This is a genomic window from Streptomyces griseoruber, assembly GCF_001514205.1.
Classification (GTDB): Bacteria; Actinomycetota; Actinomycetes; order Streptomycetales; family Streptomycetaceae; genus Streptomyces; species Streptomyces griseoruber.
In genome coordinates this window covers 349,887-369,867 of the sequence record NZ_KQ948763.1, presented here as the reverse complement: position 1 = coordinate 369,867, position 19,981 = coordinate 349,887, and the positions used below count along the sequence as shown (strand labels likewise).

Annotated in this window: 16 protein-coding genes and 1 pseudogene; 8 read left to right on the top strand and 9 right to left on the bottom strand. The window is 72.1% G+C overall.

Annotated elements, in window-relative coordinates:
* Positions 1-4: 4 nt before the first annotated feature.
* Complete coding sequence (locus AQJ64_RS01565) at positions 5-739, top strand: CTP synthase C-terminal region-related (seleno)protein (RefSeq protein WP_055633949.1); 735 nt, start codon at positions 5-7, stop codon at positions 737-739.
* Here the strand turns inward: AQJ64_RS01565 and cyc2 are convergent.
* From cyc2 to AQJ64_RS01545, 4 genes are all read right to left on the bottom strand, one after another.
* Positions 727-2,937: a germacradienol/geosmin synthase Cyc2 gene (gene cyc2 / locus AQJ64_RS01560; RefSeq protein ID WP_055633948.1), complete on the bottom strand. Its 2,211-nt coding sequence runs from the start codon at positions 2,935-2,937 to the stop codon at positions 727-729. The genes AQJ64_RS01565 and cyc2 overlap by 13 nt on opposite strands.
* 115 nt (positions 2,938-3,052) lie before the next feature.
* Complete coding sequence (locus AQJ64_RS01555; RefSeq protein WP_059202338.1) at positions 3,053-4,276, bottom strand: damage-control phosphatase ARMT1 family protein; 1,224 nt, start codon at positions 4,274-4,276, stop codon at positions 3,053-3,055.
* A 37-nt stretch (positions 4,277-4,313) separates the two neighbouring features.
* Positions 4,314-4,961, bottom strand: a complete 648-nt coding sequence (locus AQJ64_RS01550) for a ScbR family autoregulator-binding transcription factor (protein WP_055632699.1) — start codon at positions 4,959-4,961, stop codon at positions 4,314-4,316.
* 70 nt (positions 4,962-5,031) lie between these two features.
* The gene (locus tag AQJ64_RS01545; RefSeq protein ID WP_338059972.1) at positions 5,032-5,898 is read right to left on the bottom strand and encodes a ScbA/BarX family gamma-butyrolactone biosynthesis protein; all 867 of its coding nucleotides are present in this window, start codon (positions 5,896-5,898) and stop codon (positions 5,032-5,034) included.
* Positions 5,899-6,113: 215 nt separating this feature from the next.
* Between AQJ64_RS01545 and AQJ64_RS01540 the strand changes: the two genes are divergently transcribed.
* Positions 6,114-6,764, top strand: a complete 651-nt coding sequence (locus AQJ64_RS01540) for a ScbR family autoregulator-binding transcription factor (protein ID WP_055632697.1) — start codon at positions 6,114-6,116, stop codon at positions 6,762-6,764.
* A gap of 164 nt (positions 6,765-6,928) precedes the next feature.
* Here AQJ64_RS01540 and AQJ64_RS01535 read toward each other — a convergent pair whose 3' ends face one another.
* Positions 6,929-8,740 carry a S8 family peptidase gene (locus AQJ64_RS01535; protein WP_055632696.1) on the bottom strand — a complete coding sequence of 604 codons (1,812 nt, stop codon included), beginning with the start codon at positions 8,738-8,740 and terminating at the stop codon, positions 6,929-6,931.
* 344 nt (positions 8,741-9,084) lie between these two features.
* Here AQJ64_RS01535 and AQJ64_RS01530 point away from each other — a divergent pair, with 344 nt between their 5' ends.
* The gene (locus tag AQJ64_RS01530) at positions 9,085-10,020 is read left to right on the top strand and encodes a lytic polysaccharide monooxygenase auxiliary activity family 9 protein (RefSeq protein ID WP_055632695.1); all 936 of its coding nucleotides are present in this window, start codon (positions 9,085-9,087) and stop codon (positions 10,018-10,020) included.
* A gap of 18 nt (positions 10,021-10,038) precedes the next feature.
* On the opposite strand, the gene AQJ64_RS01525 is transcribed toward AQJ64_RS01530, so the two are convergent.
* Positions 10,039-10,674, bottom strand: a complete 636-nt coding sequence (locus AQJ64_RS01525) for a hypothetical protein (protein WP_055632694.1) — start codon at positions 10,672-10,674, stop codon at positions 10,039-10,041.
* Between the two features lie 686 nt (positions 10,675-11,360).
* Here AQJ64_RS01525 and AQJ64_RS01520 point away from each other — a divergent pair.
* Both AQJ64_RS01520 and AQJ64_RS01515 read left to right on the top strand, forming a co-directional pair.
* Positions 11,361-12,029 carry a DUF6230 family protein gene (locus tag AQJ64_RS01520; RefSeq protein ID WP_055632693.1) on the top strand — a complete coding sequence of 223 codons (669 nt, stop codon included), beginning with the start codon at positions 11,361-11,363 and terminating at the stop codon, positions 12,027-12,029.
* On the top strand, positions 12,026-12,475 hold the full coding sequence (locus tag AQJ64_RS01515; protein ID WP_079061408.1) for a DUF6114 domain-containing protein: 450 nt from the start codon (positions 12,026-12,028) through the stop codon (positions 12,473-12,475). The genes AQJ64_RS01520 and AQJ64_RS01515 overlap by 4 nt, the downstream gene beginning before the upstream one ends.
* 119 nt (positions 12,476-12,594) lie before the next feature.
* Here AQJ64_RS01515 and tatA read toward each other — a convergent pair whose 3' ends face one another.
* The 3 genes from tatA to AQJ64_RS01500 are packed head-to-tail and all read right to left on the bottom strand — an operon-like array spanning position 12,595 to position 15,764.
* Positions 12,595-12,828: a Sec-independent protein translocase subunit TatA gene (gene tatA, locus AQJ64_RS01510; protein WP_055632691.1), complete on the bottom strand. Its 234-nt coding sequence runs from the start codon at positions 12,826-12,828 to the stop codon at positions 12,595-12,597.
* Between the two features lie 16 nt (positions 12,829-12,844).
* Complete coding sequence (mgtA, locus tag AQJ64_RS01505) at positions 12,845-15,397, bottom strand: magnesium-translocating P-type ATPase (protein WP_055632690.1); 2,553 nt, start codon at positions 15,395-15,397, stop codon at positions 12,845-12,847.
* Complete coding sequence (locus AQJ64_RS01500; protein WP_055632689.1) at positions 15,387-15,764, bottom strand: ArsR/SmtB family transcription factor; 378 nt, start codon at positions 15,762-15,764, stop codon at positions 15,387-15,389. The genes mgtA and AQJ64_RS01500 overlap by 11 nt, the downstream gene beginning before the upstream one ends.
* 127 nt (positions 15,765-15,891) lie before the next feature.
* On the opposite strand from AQJ64_RS01500, the pseudogene AQJ64_RS50435 reads away from it, so the two are divergent.
* From AQJ64_RS50435 to AQJ64_RS01490, 3 genes and pseudogenes are all read left to right on the top strand, one after another.
* Positions 15,892-15,972 (top strand): annotated as a pseudogene (locus AQJ64_RS50435) (SAM-dependent methyltransferase); the annotation flags it as partial.
* 271 nt (positions 15,973-16,243) lie between these two features.
* On the top strand, positions 16,244-17,260 hold the full coding sequence (locus AQJ64_RS01495; protein ID WP_059202337.1) for a substrate-binding domain-containing protein: 1,017 nt from the start codon (positions 16,244-16,246) through the stop codon (positions 17,258-17,260).
* A gap of 73 nt (positions 17,261-17,333) precedes the next feature.
* On the top strand, positions 17,334-19,981 hold a 2,648-nt coding region (locus AQJ64_RS01490), incomplete at its 3' end, for a sensor histidine kinase (RefSeq protein WP_079061450.1).

Below are 19,981 nucleotides of genomic sequence, written 5' to 3'. Positions count from 1 at the left end.
GGACATGACCCAAACCGCAGCTCGGATCGCCAAGGTCGCCCTCGTCGGCGACCGCTCCCCCCATGTCGTCTCGCACACGCGCGTCCCGCGCCTGCTGGACGCCCTCGCCGCCCGGGACCGGCTGGTCCTGGACGCCTACTGGATCCCGTCCGAGGACGCGGGAGCCGAGGACGCGGTCCGCGGCTTCGACGCGGTGTGGGTGCTGCCGGGCAGCCCGTACCGGAGCGAGGCGGGCGTGCTGGCCGCGATCCGCACCGCGCGCGAGACGGGCATCCCCTTCCTGGGCACCTGCGGGGGGTTCCAGCACGCGCTCCTCGAGTTCGCCCGGAACGTGTGCGGGCTCACGCGGGTGGCGCATGCCGAGAACGACCCCGGCGCCGACGACTTCCTCATCGCGCCGCTGGCCTGTTCGCTCGTCGGCCACGAGGGTGTCGTCACGATCGAGCCGGGCTCGCTCGCCCAGTCCGTGATCGGCTCGGAGCGCACGGTCGAGCGCTACTTCTGCGCCTACGGCCCCTCCCGCCACCTCGACACCCTGCGCGCCCACGGGCTGCGCTTCTCGGGCCATGACGAGGACGGTCACGTCCGGATCGCCGAACTCCCGGGCCATCCCTTCTTCCTGGCCTCCCTCTTCCAGCCGGAGCTGTCCGGCGACGGCTCGCGCCCACACCCGGTCGTCCGGGCGCTGGCACGAGCCGCGGTCGAGCACGCCGCCCGGACGGAGCGTCAGCCCGTCTGACCGGTCAGGTGGGGAACGGGCGCCGCGGGGACGCGGTCCGGGAGGAAGCCGTGGGCACGCCGGGCCAGGTAGGCCGGCTTGTAGCGGTCGACCTCGCGATGCCAGTGCAGGACGCCCGCCATCCAGTTCTGGAGGTCGGCCACGTAGCCCCCCAGGGCGGCACGGGCCTCGGCGGACAGCTGGAAGTCGTCGTACAGGACGGGCAGTTCGTGCGCGACGATGTGCTCGAACTGCCGCATCCGCTGGGTCATCAGGTCGTGGACGATGCCGAGCGCGGTCGGGTAGTCGCAGCCGAAGAAGTTCTGCACGACGAGGATCGCGTTGTGCATCTCGCCCTCGTACTCGATCTCCTTCTGGTACGAGAACACGTCGTTGGTGAGGCAGCCGTAGTCGATGGCGGCGTTCTCCAGGGCCCGGACGGGGCCGGTGCGGTAGATCTCGGGCGGGATCGCGGGGCCCCGGCCCATGCGGCACATGCTCAGGGTGAGGTCGGAGCCGAAGGTGGCGCGGCGCATCTCCAGGTAGTCGACCGGGTCGGGGACACGGTTCTGGAGCTGGTTGGACAGCTCCCACACCCAGCTCTCGGTCATCTGGTCGACGGCGGCGCGCAGCGGGCGCCGCTCGTCGGGGGTGAGGCCGGCGGTGGTGCGGGCCCAGAGGTCGATCAGGCCGCGCTCCATGCCGTTGACGGGCACGAGGGGCGCCGGCTCGTCCTCGACGGGCATGCAGGCCGAGAGGCGGGCGGTGGTGAGGCGGGCGGCGGCCAGGTCGTGGCGGCGGCCGAAGACCAGGGGGTAGTAGTCGTCGCCGTAGGTGCCCCAGGCGAGCCACTGGGCGCTGAGGTCGAGGGCCTCGGGGGTGGCGTCCGGATCGAGGCCGGCCGAGCACAGCGGGAGGTCGTAGGCGTCGAGCTTGTCCTCGTCCCAGACGCCCTCCGCCAGCATGCCCGTCCCGTGCATCCACGCCGTCAGACGGGGGCGGGCCGCCGCCAGATGGGGGCTGAGCTCGACCTGGTAGGGCATGTGGAAGTCGGGCAGCAGCGACGGGCCGACCTTGCGGAACGGCACGTGCGTGTACGCCCGCCATCTCCCCCACTGCCCGAAAGGCGTGGGAGGTGCCCCCGTCGCGGGGGCCGACGCCAGGAGCGCCACGACGTCGGCGGCGGCGGTGCCCGGGCCGGTCGGCCGCTGCCAGGGGGCCACGGGGACGGCGCCCCGGTTCATGTAGCGGCTGGAGCGCAGGTGCCACTCGTGGCCGCCGGACTGCCAGTCCTGAAGTCCCTTGGTGTACGCGGTCACGGCGGCGACCTCGCCGGGTGGCAGGCCCTTCTCCAGGGCGAGCGCGGGCACTTCGGTGAACGCGGTGTGCTCGAACTGGTGGAGGCGGGAGGTGAGGATGTCGTTGACGGTGTCGGCGGCCTCCTGGGTGGTGCAGCCGAAGAAGGTCTCCAGGACCAGCACGCCGTTGCTGTTCTCCCCCTCGTCCTCGACCTCGCGCTGGTAGGAGAACAGGTCGTTGCGCAGGTGCACGGCGTCGGAGAAGGTCTCCATCAGCACCCGCAGCGGCCTCGAACCGGCCACCGACACGGGCACCTCGGCGGTGGCGTACTCCACGAGCCCGGCCGACCAGGGGGCGCCGCCCACCTTGCGGCGCATCTCGATGTACTCGACGGGGTTGGCGATCCGCCCCTCGTCGATGTTGGACAGCTCCCACATCGACTCGTTGAGGAGATGTTCCGTGGCCACGGCGAAACGGCGCCGCCAGTCCTGCGACATGGCCGGCACGGTGCGCGCCCACAGGTCCTTCAGACCCGCCTCGACCGGGTTGCGCGGCTCGGGCACGGGCGCCGCCGGGTCCAGCGGCATGAACAGCGGGAGCCGGTCCAGATGGGCCTTGCCGGCGGCGCGGTCCGGAGTGCGTTTGAACATGTCGAGGAAGTGGTCGTCGAAGAAGAACACCCACACGTACCAGTCCGTGATGAGCGACAGCGCGGGGCCGTCGCAGTCGGGGTGGGTGTAGGCGCAGAGCAGGCCGTAGTCGTGCGCCTCCAGATCGGCCTGCTCCCAGATCCCGGACCCCTCCAGCATGCCCATGTCGCGCGCCCAGCGCGTCGAGTGGGCACGAGCCTCCTCGAGATGCGGGTTCAGCCGCGCGGGGTGCGGCATGTAGAAGTGCGGGAGTTCGAACGGCTGCTTCATGGCCGGGCCCTACCCGGGGCCCCCGACGCCCATCCGTACGGCGACACATGATCACACCATCGCGTGAACCGGGCGGCCGGGCTTGCGATTCGGGAACTTCCGTCCCGGCCGCCTCTCAGTCCCGGACCTGGATCAGGGCGTGGGTGCCGCCGGTGCGCCAGTGCCGGCCCTCCGCCGTGTTCAGGGCGGACTCGGTCTCCTCGGTCAGGCCGGTGATCACCTCGGACTTGAGGGTGCGCAGGGCGGCGACCGGGCCGGGGAAGTACGCGACGGTGTCGGCGAAGGGGGTGGTGGGGGGCCACATCCGGTCGCCCACCAGGCGGCGGTAGTTGAGGTCGCCCTTGACGATCGTCAGGTCGGCCGCGGCGAACTCCGCGCGCAGACCGGGCGGCATCCCGGCGTACGGCAGCGGGGCGGCGGCGAAGGGGTGGGCCCGGACGGCGAGGGTGCCGTCCGCCGACGCCGCCCACAGCCGGCGGCCGTACGCGGCGGCCTCGCCCGGGGCGGCCGTGAGGGCGCGGAGCGCGTCGACGACGTCGGCGGGCGTGGCGTCGGAGACGTAGTACGGGTACGGCTTGACGTGCAGCACGACCCGGCCGGCCCGGCCCTGTTCGAGGAGGTGGGCGGCGAGGAGGAGGTCGGGGATCAGTTCGCGGCCGGCGTTGTCGGCGATCAGGCAGACCGTGCCGGGGGTCTTCCCGCCGGCCGGGAGCAGCGCCCACAGGGCCTCGCTGTCGTCGGCGACCAGTCCCGGGGCGGCGTCCCGTGTCTCGGCGTCGGCGTCGGAGAGACGGAAGCCGAGGTCGGCGCGGTTGCCCCAGAGCGAGCCGTGGAGCAGGGCGCGGGCGCGTTCGTCGGCCGGGCGGGTCCGGAGGGCGTCGAGCGCGGCCAGTTCCTCGCCCGTCTCGGGTGCGTCGAGTTCGGCGCGCTTGAAGGGGTGGAACGGATCGAGGCCCTGCCAGACGCCGGGGCCGAAGTGGCCGACCGCTTCGAGGAGTCGGCGGTAGAAGTAGCTCTCCGACCACAGCCACGGCACCTCGAACCAGGACCGGCCGGTGTACGCGTCGAGGCCCCAGTCCCGCCAGCGGTCGCCGTCGTGCGCGTCGGCGGGGAGCGGTTCGATGACGCCCTTCAGACAGCTCTGCAGCAGTGCGTCCAGGGCGTGGTGCACGGCGGGGTCGTAGGGGAAGGCGTCCCGTACCTGCCGGATGATCGCCGGGTGCCGCTCGGCGAGGACACCGTGCGGGAAGGAACCGGGCTCGTCGCCGAGGATGACGGGGGGTGGGGCCGGGGTGGCGGGCGGCGGGGTGGCGGGCGGCGGGGTGGGGGTGGCGGGCATACGGCTCACCGTAGCCGCGGCCCGCCCCGCCTGCCCGTCAGCCCGCCATGATCTCCCGCTCCAGTCGCGCCGCGAGGCTGAGGTAGCGCGGGCGGCGGGGGACCGGCACCAGGCCGCGGATGAGGACGTACCACATCTCGGCCATCCGGCGCGGCAGCCGGGCCGCCGGTTCCCGGGAGCGGCCCACCACCCGGGTGCCCACGAAGAAGCAGACCAGGGAGTGGGCGACGGCGTCGATGTCGACGTCCGGGTGGATGTCGGACTCCTTCACCGCTCCCGTGAGCCGACGGCTCATCAGCTCCAGCCACTCGACGAACGGATGTCGCAGCGGTGGCTTCACCGGCACTCCCCCGGTGGCGAGCCGGAGCCCCGCGCGGGCGATCGGGCCCTCGACCGAAAGCCGCGCGAGGCCGAACGTGAGGCGCATCAGCGCTTCGAGTGCCGGATAGCCCCGGTCGTCGATCTCGACGGCGACCCGGCGTGAGGCCTGGGACTGCAACTCCATGATGGCGTGGGCGAGATCCTCCTTGGCCGCGAAATGGAAGTAGAGCGCTCCCTTGGTGACACGGGCGTGCTCGACGATCTCACTGAGGCTCGTCGATTCGTAGCCGTGCCGGTCGAACAGATCGGCAGCGGCCGTGATGATCGTCGCGCGGGTCTGTTCGGCGCGTAACTGCCTCGCCATCGACTGGACTCTCCTGGGCCGGTAAAGAACGGGTCATGCCGTTTGTTTCTTACCCCCAGTACACAATAGCTCACCGTGCGGCGGTACCCACCAGGCATGTGAAGACCGTCGACTCCCCTTGCGTTCCCACGACTTGCACATCGGTCCCATGGCCTCCCTTTGCCTCGATCCAGATGGGTTCGTCCAGTTCGGCGTACCGATGGAAGAGCGCGTGATACAGAACAGGTGACCGTCCGTCGGCCCCGAGCAGCCGGGCGACCTGGCGGGCGGCCTCCAGGAGGAGCATGCCGGGAACATGGTCGAGGGGATGGTCGAAGAAAACGGGGTGTGCGGTATCTACTCGCAACTGCCAGCGATCGGGCCCGTCGGCCGGGGCGAGGACCACGTCGGTGGGCAGCGCGCGGTCCACGTCGGCCGGGGCGAGACCGGCCGGCAGGGGGGTCGCGGTCACCGACTCGGGGGTGCGTCCGCCGCGCAGCCGGCGGTAGACGGGCCCGCCGACGACGGTGAAGGCGACGTCCGCCGTGGCCACCGGTTCGTCCTCGCGCCGCACCTGCGCGGTGTAGCGGGCGCCGGCGAGGCGGCGGCCGCGGTACTGGACCTCGGCGAAGAGCAGCTCCAGTTCCGGCTCGGCCGGCAGCGGGTCCACCGCCAGCCTCTCCGTCACCGCGTCGACCTGGAACTCCTGCATGACGAACTGGTGATCCAGGGGAACGCCGTACTCGGTGTGCGCGATCAGGGTGCCGGCCTGCCGGACCGTTTCGACGACGAGCAGGGGGTCATAAGCGGACCAGTCGGGCGACACGTGTAACCCATGAGCCCGTGGCCACTGGGCGGAGACCGAGAAGCGGTCCTCCCCGGTGCGCCGCCAGCCGGTGAGCAGGGTCTCCGACAGGGCCGCGCGGTGCACGAGTTGGCGAGGCACAGTGGTGGTCAAGGACGGAGCGTCGGCAAGCTGCCGTGGTCGAGTCATGTCTCTCCCTACGGTCCCCCGAAGGCCATGGCAGACGGCGAACCGTCCGCTCCGGTAAGCGTTAGAGTACGAGGCGACCGGTTTGTTTTCAATGAGATCAGTCGACGGCATCCTATGATCGGGGCGGACCGCGGGCGATCGCGCGTTCTTGCCCAACTCGCTGCCGTGAAGGGGCTCTTATGGCGAAACAGGAGCGCGCCATCCGGACGCGCAGGGCGATCGTGGAGGCGGCCGGCGCGGTCTTCGACGAGCACGGCTACATGTCCACCACCATCTCCATGGTCCTGGAGCGTGCCGAAGTCACCAAGGGTGCCCTGTACTTCCACTTCCCGTCGAAGGAATCGCTCGCCCACGCGGTCCTGAACGAGCAGGTGCCGTTCGGCGCGGTGCCGCCGCAGGCCTGCAAGCTCCAGGAGATCGTCGACATGACCTTCGTGGTGGGTCAACGGCTGCTGAGCAACGCGTTGTTGCGGGGCAGTGTGCGACTGGCGGTGGACCAGGAGACGCCGTCCGGGATCGATCACGGCGAGCCGTTCCGGCAGTGGGCCGAGCGGCTGACCGACCTGTTCGAACTGGCCCGCGAACGGGGCGAGTTGCTGCCCACGGTGAAGCCGCGGGAGACCGTGGAGCTGCTGGTGGGCTCCTTCACCGGCATCCAGCTGATGTCGCGGGCGCTGACCGGCCGCGCGGACCTCGCCGACCGGCTGTCGGTGATGTGGGCGCACATACTGCCGAGCATCGCGGTGTCGGGGGTGCTGCCGCGCCTGGACACCCGGGCCGACCGCGGGGAGCGGGTGCTGGCCTCGCTGGAGGAGCGAGCGGCCTCCTGACGCCGTACGACAAGGCGTACGGAAAGGCCTACGGAAAGGCGCACGAAGTGGCGTACGAAGTGGCGTACGAAGTGGCGTAAAACAGTGCGGCGGGCCGGCCGGTGTCCATCCACACCGGTCGGCCCGCCCGACTCAGGTCACGCGGAGGTGTCCCTGCGGCCGTCTCAGAAGGTCAGCTTCCAGCCGTTGAGGGTGCCCGTGTCCTGCGCGGCCACGTCCTGGACCTTCAGCTTCCAGGTGCCGTTCGCGGCCTCGGTGGAGGCGTCCACCGTGTAGGTGGTGTTGACGTCGTCCGCGGAGTCCGAGGAGCTGGAGGCCTTCAGGCCATACGTCGAACCGTCCGGGGCCACCAGGTCGACGACCAGGTCACCGCGGTAGGTGTGGGTGATGTCGACGGCGACCTTCAGGGTCGAGGGCGCGTTGCCGCTCAGTCCGCTGACGGCGATGGAGGAGGTGATCGCCGAACCGTTGTCCGGGATGGCGACCGCGGTGCTGCTGGAGAACGTGGTGCCGCCGGTCGAGCCACCGCCGGTGCCGCTCACCGCCGCCACCGTCTTCGCCGCGTCGGCCAGACCCGCGCCGCAGCCGCCGGAGCAGGAGCCGGGCAGCGCACGGGCGTTGTTCTTGATGGCGGTCTCGATCTGCGCCGGGGTCAGCGCGGAGTTCGCCGACTTCATCAGCGCGACCAGGCCCGCGATGTGCGGGGTGGCCATGCTGGTGCCCTGGTAGTAGGCGTACGACTCGGTCGACGGCGTCTTGCTGCCGGAGTTCAGCGTGGACAGGATGCCGTTGGCGGTGCCGGTGCTGGTCTGGCCGCCGGGGGCGGAGATGTCCACCAGGGAGCCGTAGTTGGAGTAGGACGCCTTGGCGCCGGTGCGGTTGGTGGCGGCGACCGAGATGACGTTGTTGCAGTTGCCCGGCGAGTGGTTCGCGACGTTGTCGTTGTCGTTGCCGGCCGCCACGACGACGGTGGTGCCGCGGTTCACGGCCGCGGTGATCGCGCTCTGGGTGGCCGAGGTGCAGGCGCCGTCGCCGCCCAGGCTCATGTTGATGACCTTGGCGACGTTGGTGTTGGCCGGCACGCCGGAGACGGTGCCGCCGGACGCCCAGGTGATGGCGTCGATGATGTCGGAGTCGTAGCCGCCGCACTTGCCGAGGACCCGGACCGGGGAGATCTTCGCGCCGTAGGCGATGCCCGCGACACCCTTGTTGTTGTTCGTGACGGCGGCGATGGTGCCGGCCACATGGGTGCCGTGCCAGGAGGAGGTGGAGGCCGGGATGCCCGAGCCGCACTCGTTCGCGTTGTACCAGTCCCCCGGGTCGGCCGGGTTGCTGTCGCGGCCGTCGCCGTCCACCGAGACGGCGGTGTCGGCGATGAAGTCGTAGCCGCCGACGATGTTCGCGGCGAGGTCGCTGTGGGCGACGTAACCGGTGTCGATGACGGCGACGGTGACCCCGCTGCCGGTCGAAGTGGCCCAGGCGCCGGGGACGTTCATGCCGGCGGTGGTCTCGTAGAGATCCCACTGCTTGGCGTACTCGGTGTCGTTCGGGTCGGCCTGGGGCGTGTTGAGACGGTCGGGGACGACATAGGCGACCTGCGGGTCGGCCTGGTACCGCGCGACGACATCGGCGACGTCCGCCCGGGTGACGTCCTCACCCAGGTCGACCAGGGCCGCGCCGGTGCCCAGGCGGCGCCGGAAGTCGACGTCCTCGCCTGCCTGCTCGCCCTTGGCGGCGGCGTCGGCCTCGGCTGCCGCGTTCGAAGTGGCTTCGCTGGCACCGGACTTGTAGCCGACGATCAGGCGCTCGGCGACCGTGCCGGGGGCGGCCTCGGTCTGCGCGGCGGGCACGGCGGAGGCCGTGGAGGAGGAGTCCTGGGCGGCGACCGCGGAGGCGGTGGAGGCGGCGGTGAGCAGGGCCGCGGAGAGGGCGGCGGCGGATATCAGCTTTCGCCTGAGAGCGGGTGAGGTGCGCAAGGGCGTGCCTTTCGTGGCCGGCTCCGGGCAGGCAGCACGGAGCAACGGTCGATCGCTTCGGCGTCGAAGCGGAGGGGGGTGGAACGCGATGGCCGGCCAGGCGCGGGAAGCTGCTTCCGCCAGGGGTTACCTGTGGTTCAGCTGTGCAGGAACGATAGGCAAAGGAATGGTCATCCGGATACGGGGGAAACCCTCGATCCGGCCGGAAACCCACCCTCGACGACGGCGTCCGGACGGTGAATGCCCTGATTCATACGGGTCGTACGGGCGCGCGCTGAACGCGCGGGACGGGCCCGCCGTACTGGAAACAGACCGTTCCCGCGCCGGCCGAGGAGACGTCCCCGATGCCCCGGATGACCGCACACCGCAGCGCCGCCCTGACGGCGGCCGCCGTGAGTCCCCTGCTGCTGAACCTGTGGGCCGCCGGCCCCGCCCTGGCCCATGGCGCGCCCACGGAGCCGTCCAGCCGGGTCTACGGCTGCTCCCCGGAGGGCACCCGGACCGGCAGCGCGGCCTGCAAGGCGGCGATCGCCGCCAACGGGACGTCGTTCGCCGCCTGGGACAACCTGCGGGTGGCGAACGTGAACGGCCGGGACCGGCAGACGATTCCGGACGGCAGGCTGTGCAGCGGCGGGCTGTCCGCCTACAAGGGGCTGGACCTCGCGCGCGCCGACTGGCCGACGACCCGGCTGACGCCGGGCGGGACGCTGAAGATGACGTACGCCTCGACGATCCCGCACACCGGGACCTTCCGGCTGTATCTGACGAAGCAGGGCTACGACCCCACGAAACCGCTCACCTGGGACGATCTCCCGGAGCGCCCGTTCGCCGAGGTCAAGGACCCGACGCTGAGCCAGGGGGCCTACCGGTTCAGCGCGAAGCTGCCCGCCGACCGGACGGGACGTCAGGTGCTGTACACGATCTGGCAGAACAGCAGCACGCCGGACACGTACTACTCGTGCTCCGACGTGGTGTTCTCGGAAGAGAAGGCGGCGGGCGCCGCGGCGAAGGCTTCGGCACGGGCTTCGGCGACGCCTGCTCCGGCTGCGGCGACCCCCTCGGCCCCCGCGCCCACCGCGGCCGCGGCGACCGCGGACCCGTCGGATCCGGCCACCGCCTCGCCCGCGCAGACGGGCGCGGACGCACCCGGGAGCACCCCGGTGGCGTCCGCGACCGGGGCAGGTTCGGGTCCGTCCGCGCCGCTGCTGGCGGGCGGCGCCACCGTCGTGCTGGTGCTCACCGGTGGCGCCGCCCTGGCGCTGCGTCTGCGCAGGCGCTGAAGTCCTCCGTGACGAGGGTCAGTTGACGACGACCGCGGCGGTCCCGTCGGTCACCGGGGCGTACTTGGCGGTGAAGTAGCCGGCGGAGGGGCACAGCGTCGAGCCGGAGGACCGGGTGAACGCCTGGTTGCTGAAGTTGATGCTGTTGTCGGTGTTGCTCGCCGTGCCGCTCAGACCGGACGCCTGGTAGACGCAGGAGACGGTGCCCAGCAGGGTGCGCAGGACGACCGTGGTCTGGACGGTGGAGCCGCTCGGCGGGGTCACCGTGACGACGCCGCCCGAGGTGACGGTGGTGGTGTACGGCAGGTTGTTGACGGTGATGCTGGTGACGCCGGTGACACCGAGGACGTTCGAGGTGCAGTTGCCGAACGTCTGCCCGGTGAGCGACTCGGTGGCGGTGCCCGGGGCGGCCGGGTTGTCGGTGACCGTGGCGGTGAACGTGGACGTGGCACAGGAGATGCCGCTGGTGCCGGTCGAGCTGTTGTACAGCGTGGCGGCGGTGCCGCTGGCCAGGGACGCGTTGAGGACGTCGCCGACCGCGACATCGCCGTTGGCGGTGGTCAGGACCGCGCCGGCCGCGGAGGCCGGGGTGACGGCCGGGAGGGTGAGCGCGACGGCGGTACCGGCGACGGCAAGGAGGGAGCGGATACGCATTGGCGGGTGCCTCTTTCTGAACTGGGGGTGTTTCGGGGGAGTTGGTTGGTTCGTGGGTGCCGTTCGCAACGTGGGGGGACGCGACTCGGCGTCCGCCGTTGCCGGCCCGTGACGCCTTCTCCGTACGTGACGGACCGGCAACGGCAGCCGGCCGGTGACCAACCGGAGGCACTGGACGGTGACTCCGGCCGGGCCGGGCGGGATGGGCGACCGGACGCGGCCCGCGGGGGGAAGCGGCCGTACCGGTGCCGGGTGAGGGATCGGACTCGGGTGGATCCGCCCAGGTGGAACGGAAGGTCCGGGAGCGCGGCGGTCGCCGCGTGGCGGATCCGGCGCCACGGATCCGGGCCGAGCCGCGGATACGGGCTGAGCCAGGGAGAGTTGTAGACCTGAGATTCCGCCAACGTCAATACGTTGTAAGGAAGTTGATGACCCAACAGATATATGCAGGGGACACGTGACGGACTTGATCCACAGGCGGCACATGATGAACACTCTTTTTCCACATCTCCCTTGACCCTTTGGTGTAACCATCGGTAACTTCCTCGTTGGCTACTGCTGCGTAACGTGAAAGCCCTTACGGCTTCCGGGAGTTGCGAGGAGGCGTACGCGGCAGCCGCTGTCCGCGCCAGGACAACGCGCCACTGAAGCCCAACCCGCACCACTTCAAGCGCATGGGAGCAGACATGGCCTCGTCCCCGGACGTCACGTCGTCCGACGACAACACCCCCGGGAACCCGGAAAACGGTTCCTCCGGCAGACGCGGCCGGGTCCGGCCGCGCCGGGCCGCAGTGATGGCGGTGCCGGCCGCCGCGGTCGCCGCCGGTCTCGCGATCCTGACTGCCGAGGGCGCCCTCGGAGTGCAGTTCGCCATCTCCGGGATGCCGTTCGTGGTCACCGCCGACAAGCTCGACGGAACCGGATTCGAGCAGTTCGGCGCACTGGACAGCATGATCGAGAACAGCCCCAACCAGGGTGACACCGGCGGCCAGGTCCTGGTCGTCACCTCGGTCGTGAAGGACGGCAGCATCACCAACATGTGCCAGAGCGTCGACCTCGGCGGCATCCAGCTCCTGCTCACCGCGGGCGGCGACGGCACTCCGGTGCACGTGGAGAACCTGGCCATCGACTCCGACGTCATCAAGGGTGACGCCGAGTTCCACGGCATCGAGATCGGCGGCGACGCCAGCACCTTCAACAAGGGCGGCGTGAAGGGCCCCGAGGGCGTCTACGGCCAGCAGGCCGACACCGTCCTCATCAACAACCTGTACCAGCACAACTACGCGGCCACCGCCGGCGTCTTCAAGCTGCCCGACCTGCACATGCGGTTCGGGACCGGGGGTTGCCCGAAGTGAGCGGGGAGCACGGGTGGCGCAGCACCTTCCGAGCCTGGCGGGGGCGTCGGCCCTTCGCGGGCGGGATGCTGCTCACGCTCGGCGGCGCCGAGATCCTGGTGACCATGAAGGCGCCGCTTCCGGTCATCCTGCACATCGGTATGCAGGGCCTGGCGGGTTACCTCCTGCCGACCCTGATGCTCGTCTGCGGCCTGCTGATCGTCTTCAACCCGGCGCAGCGGCTGTTCTACTCCGTGATCGCCGTACTGCTCTCGCTGGCCACCTGGGTCACGTCCAACCTGGGCGGGTTCTTCGTCGGCCTGCTGCTGGGCGTCGTGGGCAGTTGCATGACGTTCGGCTGGCTGCCCGACCAGGAGCCGCGGGTGAGCCGCCGCAAGCGGCGCAAGGCGGCCCGGGCGGCCGCCGAGGCGCTCCAGCCGTCTCCGCTGCCGGGCGAGCCCGCCTGAGGCACGCGTTCGACCACACCGGCGGGGCCGGGGCCACCTGCGCACGGCAGGACGGCCCCGGCCCCGCCGGTTGTCGCTTCTCCCGGCGCGCGCGGGGTTCTCCCGGCGCGCCGGCTCTCTCAGTACGCGGTGGCGGGCGGGTCCGCCGGAGCGGTCGTGACCGGGGTCTGCGCTTCGGAGACGGTGCCGCCCGCGGCGCCGTCCTCCTTCATCGCCTTGGCCTCGCTCTTGAGGATGCGCATCGACTTGCCGAGGGCGCGCGCCGTGTCCGGCAGCTTCTTCGAGCCGAACACCAGGACGACGACGACCGCCACGACCAGCAGGTGCCAGGGCTCCAGTCCATTGCGCAGCATGCTCGAGACCTCTCCGTCAGCAATGGTTGCTATGTTGCGCAACTGTACAACCCGAGGGGTCCGTGCACAGCGCCCCCCGGGCGCCCCGGCGCAGGGCCAGCGCGTACAGACCGAGGACGACGGTGACCAGCAGGTAGTACGGCAGCGGCAGCGGGGTCATACCGAGCCGGGCGCCCAGCGGGCTCGGCGGCAGCAGCAGTCCGACGGCGCCGAGGACGGCGGCCGCCCGGCCCACGGGGCCCGTGCCCGCGGCGCCGCGTCCGGTGCGCAGCAGCACCATCACCAGGGCCTGGGTGAGCAGGTTCTCGGTGAACCAGGCGGAGTGGAACACGGCCTCGTCGTCGACCGCGTCGGGGCCGTGCAGGGCGAGGGCGAGCACCCCGAAGGTGGCGAGGTCGGCGACCGCGTTGAGCGCGCCGAACCCGGTGAGGAACCGCAGGAAGGAGCGGGGCCGCAGCTCGGCGGGGCGGCGCAGCGCGGCGGCGCCGGGACGGTCGTACGCGAAGGCGAGCTGGGCGGCGTCGAAGCACAGGTTCTGCACGAGCACCTGCGCCGGGAGCATCGGCAGGAACGGCAGCAGCAGACCCGCCGTGAGCATCGCGAGGACGTTGCCGAGATTGGAGGAGAGGGTGACGCGCAGATACGAGGCGATGTTCCCGCCGCTGTGCCGGCCCGCGGTGACGGCGTGGCCGACGGCTGCGAGGTCCTTCTCGCCGAGGACGACGTCGGCACACTCCCGGGCGACGGCACAGGCCGAGCGCGGTGCGATGCCGACGTCGGCGGCGCGCAGGGCGGGGGCGTCGTTGACCCCGTCCCCGAGGAACCCCACGGTGTGCCCGGCCGCCCGCAGTTCCTCGACCACGCGCGCCTTGTCGGCGGGGGTGCACCGGGCGTGGACGGTGAGGCCGCGGACGGCCGGCTCCGGGCCGGAGGCGGCATCCGCACCGACGTTCACCCGTTCCGGCTCCCACCCCAGCTCGCGGCAGACACGGGTCGCCGTGCCCGGGTGGTCTCCGGTCAGGACGCGTACCGCGACGCCCTGGCCGAGCAGGCCGCGCAGGGTCTCGGCGGCCTCCGGGGCGAGGGTGTCGCGGAAGGTGACCAGGCCCCGGAAGGTGAGGCCGCGCTCGTCGGCGGGGGTGTAGGGGCGGGTGCGCGCGGGGCGCCGCGCGGTGGCGACGGCGAGCAGGCGCAGACCGCTGTCCGCCTCGCGGCGGGCGAGCGCGGCCAGGCGGTCCCGCTCCCCCTCCGCCAGCGAGCACCGGTCCAGGACGTCCTCCACCGCGCCCTTGACGACCAGCGTGTGGGTGCCGGGGCGCGGGTCACGCAGCACCGCGGTGGCCAGTCGCCGGACGGGGTCGTAGGGGACGGCGTCCACGGCGTCGTACGCCTCGGCAGGCGCGGCCGCCTCCAGGAGCGCCTCGTCGAGGCTGTCCGGCTGGGGGAGTTCGGCGAGCTGGAGGGTCCACCAGGCGTTGACCGCGGCCCAGTGCAGGGCGGTGGGGTCGTCGTGGCCGTCCGGGCCGAGGGAGCGGTCGACGACGGGGCGGTCCTGGGTGAGGGTGCCCGTCTTGTCGACACAGAGGACGTCGATCGCGCCGAGGTCGTGCAGGGCGGGCAGCCGTTTGACGACGACACCGTGGGTACGGGCGAGCAGGACCGCGCCCCGGGCCAGACAGGTGGTGACGATCACCGGGAGCATCTCGGGCGTGAGGCCGACGGCCACCGCGACCGCGAAGGGCAGGGTCTCCAGGCCCCGGCCGCGCAGGGCGGCGTTCGCCATCAGCACCAGGGGCGGGGTGAGCAGCATGAAGCGGATCAGCACCCAGGAGATGCCGTGCACGGACCGGTCGAAGGCGCTGGCCTCCCGCCGCCCGGTCCCGTCGGGCGCGGCGGCGATCCGGGTGCGCGCCCCGGTGGCGAGGACCACGGCGGTGGCGCTGCCGGAGGCGATGTCGGCGCCCTGGAAGCAGAGGTGGGACTCGGCGGCGGGGTCCGGCGTCTGGGTGGCCGACTTCGCGACCGGCGCCGACTCGCCCGTCAGCGCGGCCTGGTGCACGGTGAGGCCGCGGGCGCGCAGCAGTCGTACGTCCGCCGGGACGAGGTCGCCGGGGCCGAGCCGGATCACATCGCCCGGCACGAGGTCGGCGACCGGCAGCTCACGGGGGCGGGGCGGCTCCGCGTCGGCCGGGCGGCGCAGCACGGTGGCCGTGCCGGCGACCAGTTCGCGCAGCCCGGCCAGGGACCGGTCGGCGCGGTGCTCGCCGCTCGCGCGGAGCGCGACGCCGACCGCGACGAGCGCGAGGATCACGGCGGCGGTGCCCCAGGACGCGACGAGCGCGGAGACCAGGCCGAGGACGAGGAGGACGGCGGTGAAGGGGTCCCGGGTGCCGCGCAGCAGCAGCCGGGGCCAGGAGACGGGGCGGGCCGCGGGCGGTGTGTTGTCGCCGGTGGCGGCGAGCCGGGCGGCGGCCTCGGCGTCGGTCAGCCCGCGCGGCCCGCTCTCCAGACGGCGCAGCACCTGAAGGGCGGTGCCGTCGGCGCCGGCTGCGGGTGCCTCAGAGGCCACGGAGACGGACGGCCGGGCGCGCGGCCCCGGCGACGCGGTCGGATCGGTCGGATCCGACGGATTGACGGGTCCGGTCGGCGAGGCGGTCCATGGCCAGGCGGACGATGTCCACCACGTCCGGATCGTCGACGAAGTAGACCTGGCGGCGGCCCTCGCGGCGGGAGCGGACGAGGCCGGCCAGCTTCAGCTTGGTCAGGTGCTGGCTGACGGCCGGCAGCGCGCCGCCGACCCGCTCGGCGAGCCCGGTCACATCGCTCTCGCCGTGGGCCAGCGCCCACACGAGATGCAGCCGGGCCGGGGAGGCGAGCAGCCCGAAGGTCTCGGCCGCGTGCCCGAGCACCTCGGCGGCGGGATCCTCGAACGCCACGGTGGTCGACCTCCTCGGCTGGGCGTGAACCGGTTCAGTGTAGGGGGCGGCCGGTTCCGGCCCCGTACGCCTGTTCCACCGGCCTGCGGCAGTGGGAGGCTGGACGGATGAGCTCCGGGAGTGGGCGGCCCCCACCGTGATCGCGATCGTGCACGTCCCGCTCGACGAGCACGACGCCGTGGGCCTCGTGCGCCGGCTGCTCGACCCGCGGTCCGGCGCACTGCGTGACCCGGCGCGCTCCGCAATTTTGACGATCATTCAATCCACCTGCGGCTATGCTCCCTTTCGCCCCCTCCGGTCCCGTCCCACATCACGATGCGGCAGCAGCAGCTCACCCCAAGTGGTTGTTTACTTGACTACCAGCGGTCACACACGGTTGGCTCCGAGCCAGCGATAGCGTCTCGCCGGCGCCCACCCCGTCGCTCCGGCGGCGCATGCCCCGTCCTCATGCTCTGCCGCACAGCGAGGTGCAGCCCCCCATGAACAGTCCTCTCCCCGCCTCACCACCTCCCAGACCCACCGGCCCCGCCGGATCCGTGCGGCTGACCGTCCTCGCGGTCACCTGCGCCCTGTTCCTCGCCGGCTGCTCCGACGACGGCTCGTCCGGCTCGGACGGGGCCGGCGGCTCCGGCGGCCGGATGAAGGTCGCGCTGGTCACCCACGGCGCCAAGGGCGACGCCTTCTGGGAGCTGGTGCGCAAGGGCGCGGAGGCGGCGGCCGCCAAGGACAACGTCGATCTGAGCTATACGAGCGACGCCGACGCGGCCGGACAGGCCGAGCTGGTGCGGGACGCGGTCCGCGACAAGGTGGACGGCATCGCGGTGACGCTGGCCAAGCCGCAGGCGATGAAGAGCCCGGTGGCCGCGGCGAAGGCGGCCGGGATACCCGTGGTCGGTCTCAACTCCGGCATGGACGCCTGGCAGTCGACGGGACTGCTGGAGTACTTCGGCCAGGACGAGAGCGTCGCGGGCCGCGCGGTCGGCGACAAGCTCGACGGCCTCGGAGTGAAGCACGCGCTGTGCGTCATCCACGAGCGCGGCAACATCTCCCTGGAGGCCCGCTGCGCCGGTGTGAAGAAGACGTTCGCCGGGGAGACCGAGATGCTCTACGTCGACGGGACCGACATGGACGCGATGTCCGCCGCCGTGACGGCACGCCTCCAGCAGGATCCCGGCATCGACGAAGTGATCGCCAACGGGGCGCAGTTCGCGCTCGCCTCGGTCGACGCGGCGAAGAAGGCGGGCAGCAAGGCGAAGGTCGCCACCTTCGACCTCAACAAGGACATGGTCGGGGCGGTCCGCGACGGCCGTGTGCAGTTCGCGGTGGACCAACAGCCCTACCTCCAGGGCTATCTGGCCGTGGACGCGCTCTGGCTGTACCGGACGAACGGCAACATCAGCGGAGGCGGTGTGTCCCCCGTCCTGACGGGGCCGGCCTTCGTCACGAAGACCAATGTCTCCGACGTGGCACGGTTCGCCGCCGACGGTACGCGCTGACCCGGCGGTTCACGCCGGTCCCCCGCCCCCCCCTCCCCGCATCCCGCTCCCCGCTGATCACCCTAGGACGACCATGTCTCCACGGACAGGTGCCCGGCGCCGGCGTCTCGGCTCCATACGTCTCTCCCTGATCCTCCTGGCGCTGGTGCCCAGTGTCACCCTCGCCGCGATGTGGGGTGTGACGACGATCCAGATGTTCTCGGAGGGGCTGCGGCTGCGCACGCAGACCGAACTGAGCCGCTCCACCGGCGCGATGGGCACCGAGGCGACCCTCGCGCTCCAGCAGGAGCGCAGTCTGTCGGCCGTGTGGCTGGCCTCGGGGGGCGACACCGCCCGCGCCGCGCTGGACGCCCAGCGCGGGAGGACGGACACGGCGGTCGCCAAACTGGTCTCCCGCGCCGACGACATCCAGCAGGCGCCCGACCGGGTCAAGGACCAGTTGTACTCGGTCGTCGCCTCGGTGAGCAGCCTGGAGTACTACCGGGGCCAGGTGGACCGTCCCACCGGCATCACCGCCGCCCAGGCCCTGGACCAGTACACCTCGATCATCGACGTCCAGATCCACGCCTTCCAGGCGCTGTCCCAGGTCGACGACGGCGACCTCACCTCGCAGGCCGGCCCGCTCGTCGCCCTGGAGCACGCGGCGGAACTGGTCTCCGAGGAGGATCTCCGGCTGACCCTCGCCGGGCCCGCGGGCCGGATGGACCAGAAGAGCTGGTCGCAGTTCGCCCAGCTGGTGAACACCCGCCGCTGGCTGGTGGAGGACCAGATCGTCCCCTCCCTCACCGGGGCCGCGAAGACCGAGACCGAGAAGATCCTCACCAGCTACCAGTGGCAGATCCTCCAGTCCATCGAGGACAAGGTGCTCGCGGCCGGGGCCGACCGGGACAAGAAGGGCCTGGTCGTCCTGCCGGACGTGCAGAAGCAGTGGCGGACCGCGCTCATCGAGGTCTCCGACCAGTACGCGGCGCTCATCCAGCAGCAGACCACCTCGCTGCTCCAGCACAGCGCGGACAACGCGCGCGGACTGCTCATCAAGGCCGCCTCGCTGAGCGCCGGCGGTCTCGTCGCCCTGCTGCTGTGCGTCGGCATGTCCTGGCGGATCACCCGGTCGCTGTCCCGGCGGCTGCGCGGTCTGCGGATGGCGACGCTCAGTCTGGCGCAGGAACGGCTCCCGGACGTGGTGGCGCGGCTGGACCGGGGGGAGACTGTCGACGTGGACTCGGCGACCCCGCCGCTCGACTACGGCGGCGACGAACTCGGCCAGGTGGCAACGGCGTTCAACGCGGCGCAGCGCACCGCCGTGCACACCGCGGTCGAACTCGCCGACACCCGGCGGGGATTCCAGAAGGTCATCCTCGGCATCGCCCGGCAGAGCCAGAACCTGGTCAACCTCCAGCTCAGCAAGCTCGACGCGCTGGAGCGCGCCCACCAGGACCCGGAGGTCCTCAAGGGGCTGTACGAACTCGACTCCACGGCGAGCCAGTTGCGCCGGTACGAGGAGAACCTCGTCATCATCAGCGGGGGCCGGCCCGGACGCAGCTGGTCGGAGCCGGTGGCACTGATCGACATCCTGCGCAGCGCGGTCGGCGAGGTGGCCCAGTACCAGCGGGTGGAGGTGCACACCGAGGAGGACCTCTACCTCGCGCCGCCCGCGGTGGCCGACGTGATCCATCTGCTGGCCGAGCTGATCGACAACGCGACCTCGTACTCGCCGCCGCCGAGTCCGGTGGGGGTGCGGGCCTCGATGGTGGCCAGGGGGCTGGCGATCGAGGTCGAGGACCGCGGTCTCGGTCTGTCCGAGGAGGACTACGACTCCTTCAACGCGCAGTTGGCGGTGCCTCCGCAGTTCGACGTGGTGGCGCTCGCCGACGACCTGCGGCTCGGCATGTTCGTGATCGCCCGGCTGGCCACCCGGCACGGCATCGCGGTGACCCTGCGCCCCTCGCCGTACGGCGGCGTCACGGCGATCGTCCTGGTCCCGCACGACATCGTGGTCCGCGAGACCATGGCCCCGCTCCCCCCGGCCGCACCCCAGCCGGTCGACACGATCCGCAGACTGTCGGAGGCCCTGCGGGGGCTCCCGGACGAGGAGGAGCGGGCGTCGGCCGACGCGATACCCGAGGGGTCCGGTACGGCGTCGCCCGCGGCCGAGGCGACGAACGGCCGATCCGGCCCGGCCCCGCACCCGGCCGAGGCGCGGGACGAGCGGTCCGGTACGGCGATGGAGCCGGCCGGTGGCGCGGGGTGCTCGGCCGGACCCGAGCCCGAGCACAGCAGGCCCGACGGCGAGCGGGCCGCACCACTGCCGAGGCGCGACAAGGCCGCCGCGATACAGCAGGCCTCCGCACCGGCGGGCAGCCCGAGGGACACGACATGCACGCCGTCGTCCCCGACAGCGTCCTCGCCCTCCCCCGCGAGCACCTCGGCATCCCGAGCGGCCTCCTCTCCCTCCCCGGCACGTCCCTCGCCCTCCCCGACCGGCACCTCGCCGTCCCCGGCAAGCGCCTCGCCATCCCCGGCGCCCGCCTCAGCGTCCCCGGCAAGCACCTCACCGTCCCCGGCAAGCCCCTCGCCATCCCCGGCGCCCGCCTCAGCGTCCCCGGCAAGCACCTCACCGTCCCCGGCGCCCGCCTCAGCGTCCCCGGCAAGCACCTCGCCGTCCCCGGCAAGCGCCTCGCCATCCCCGGCGCCCGCCTCACCGTCCCCGGCAAGCACCTC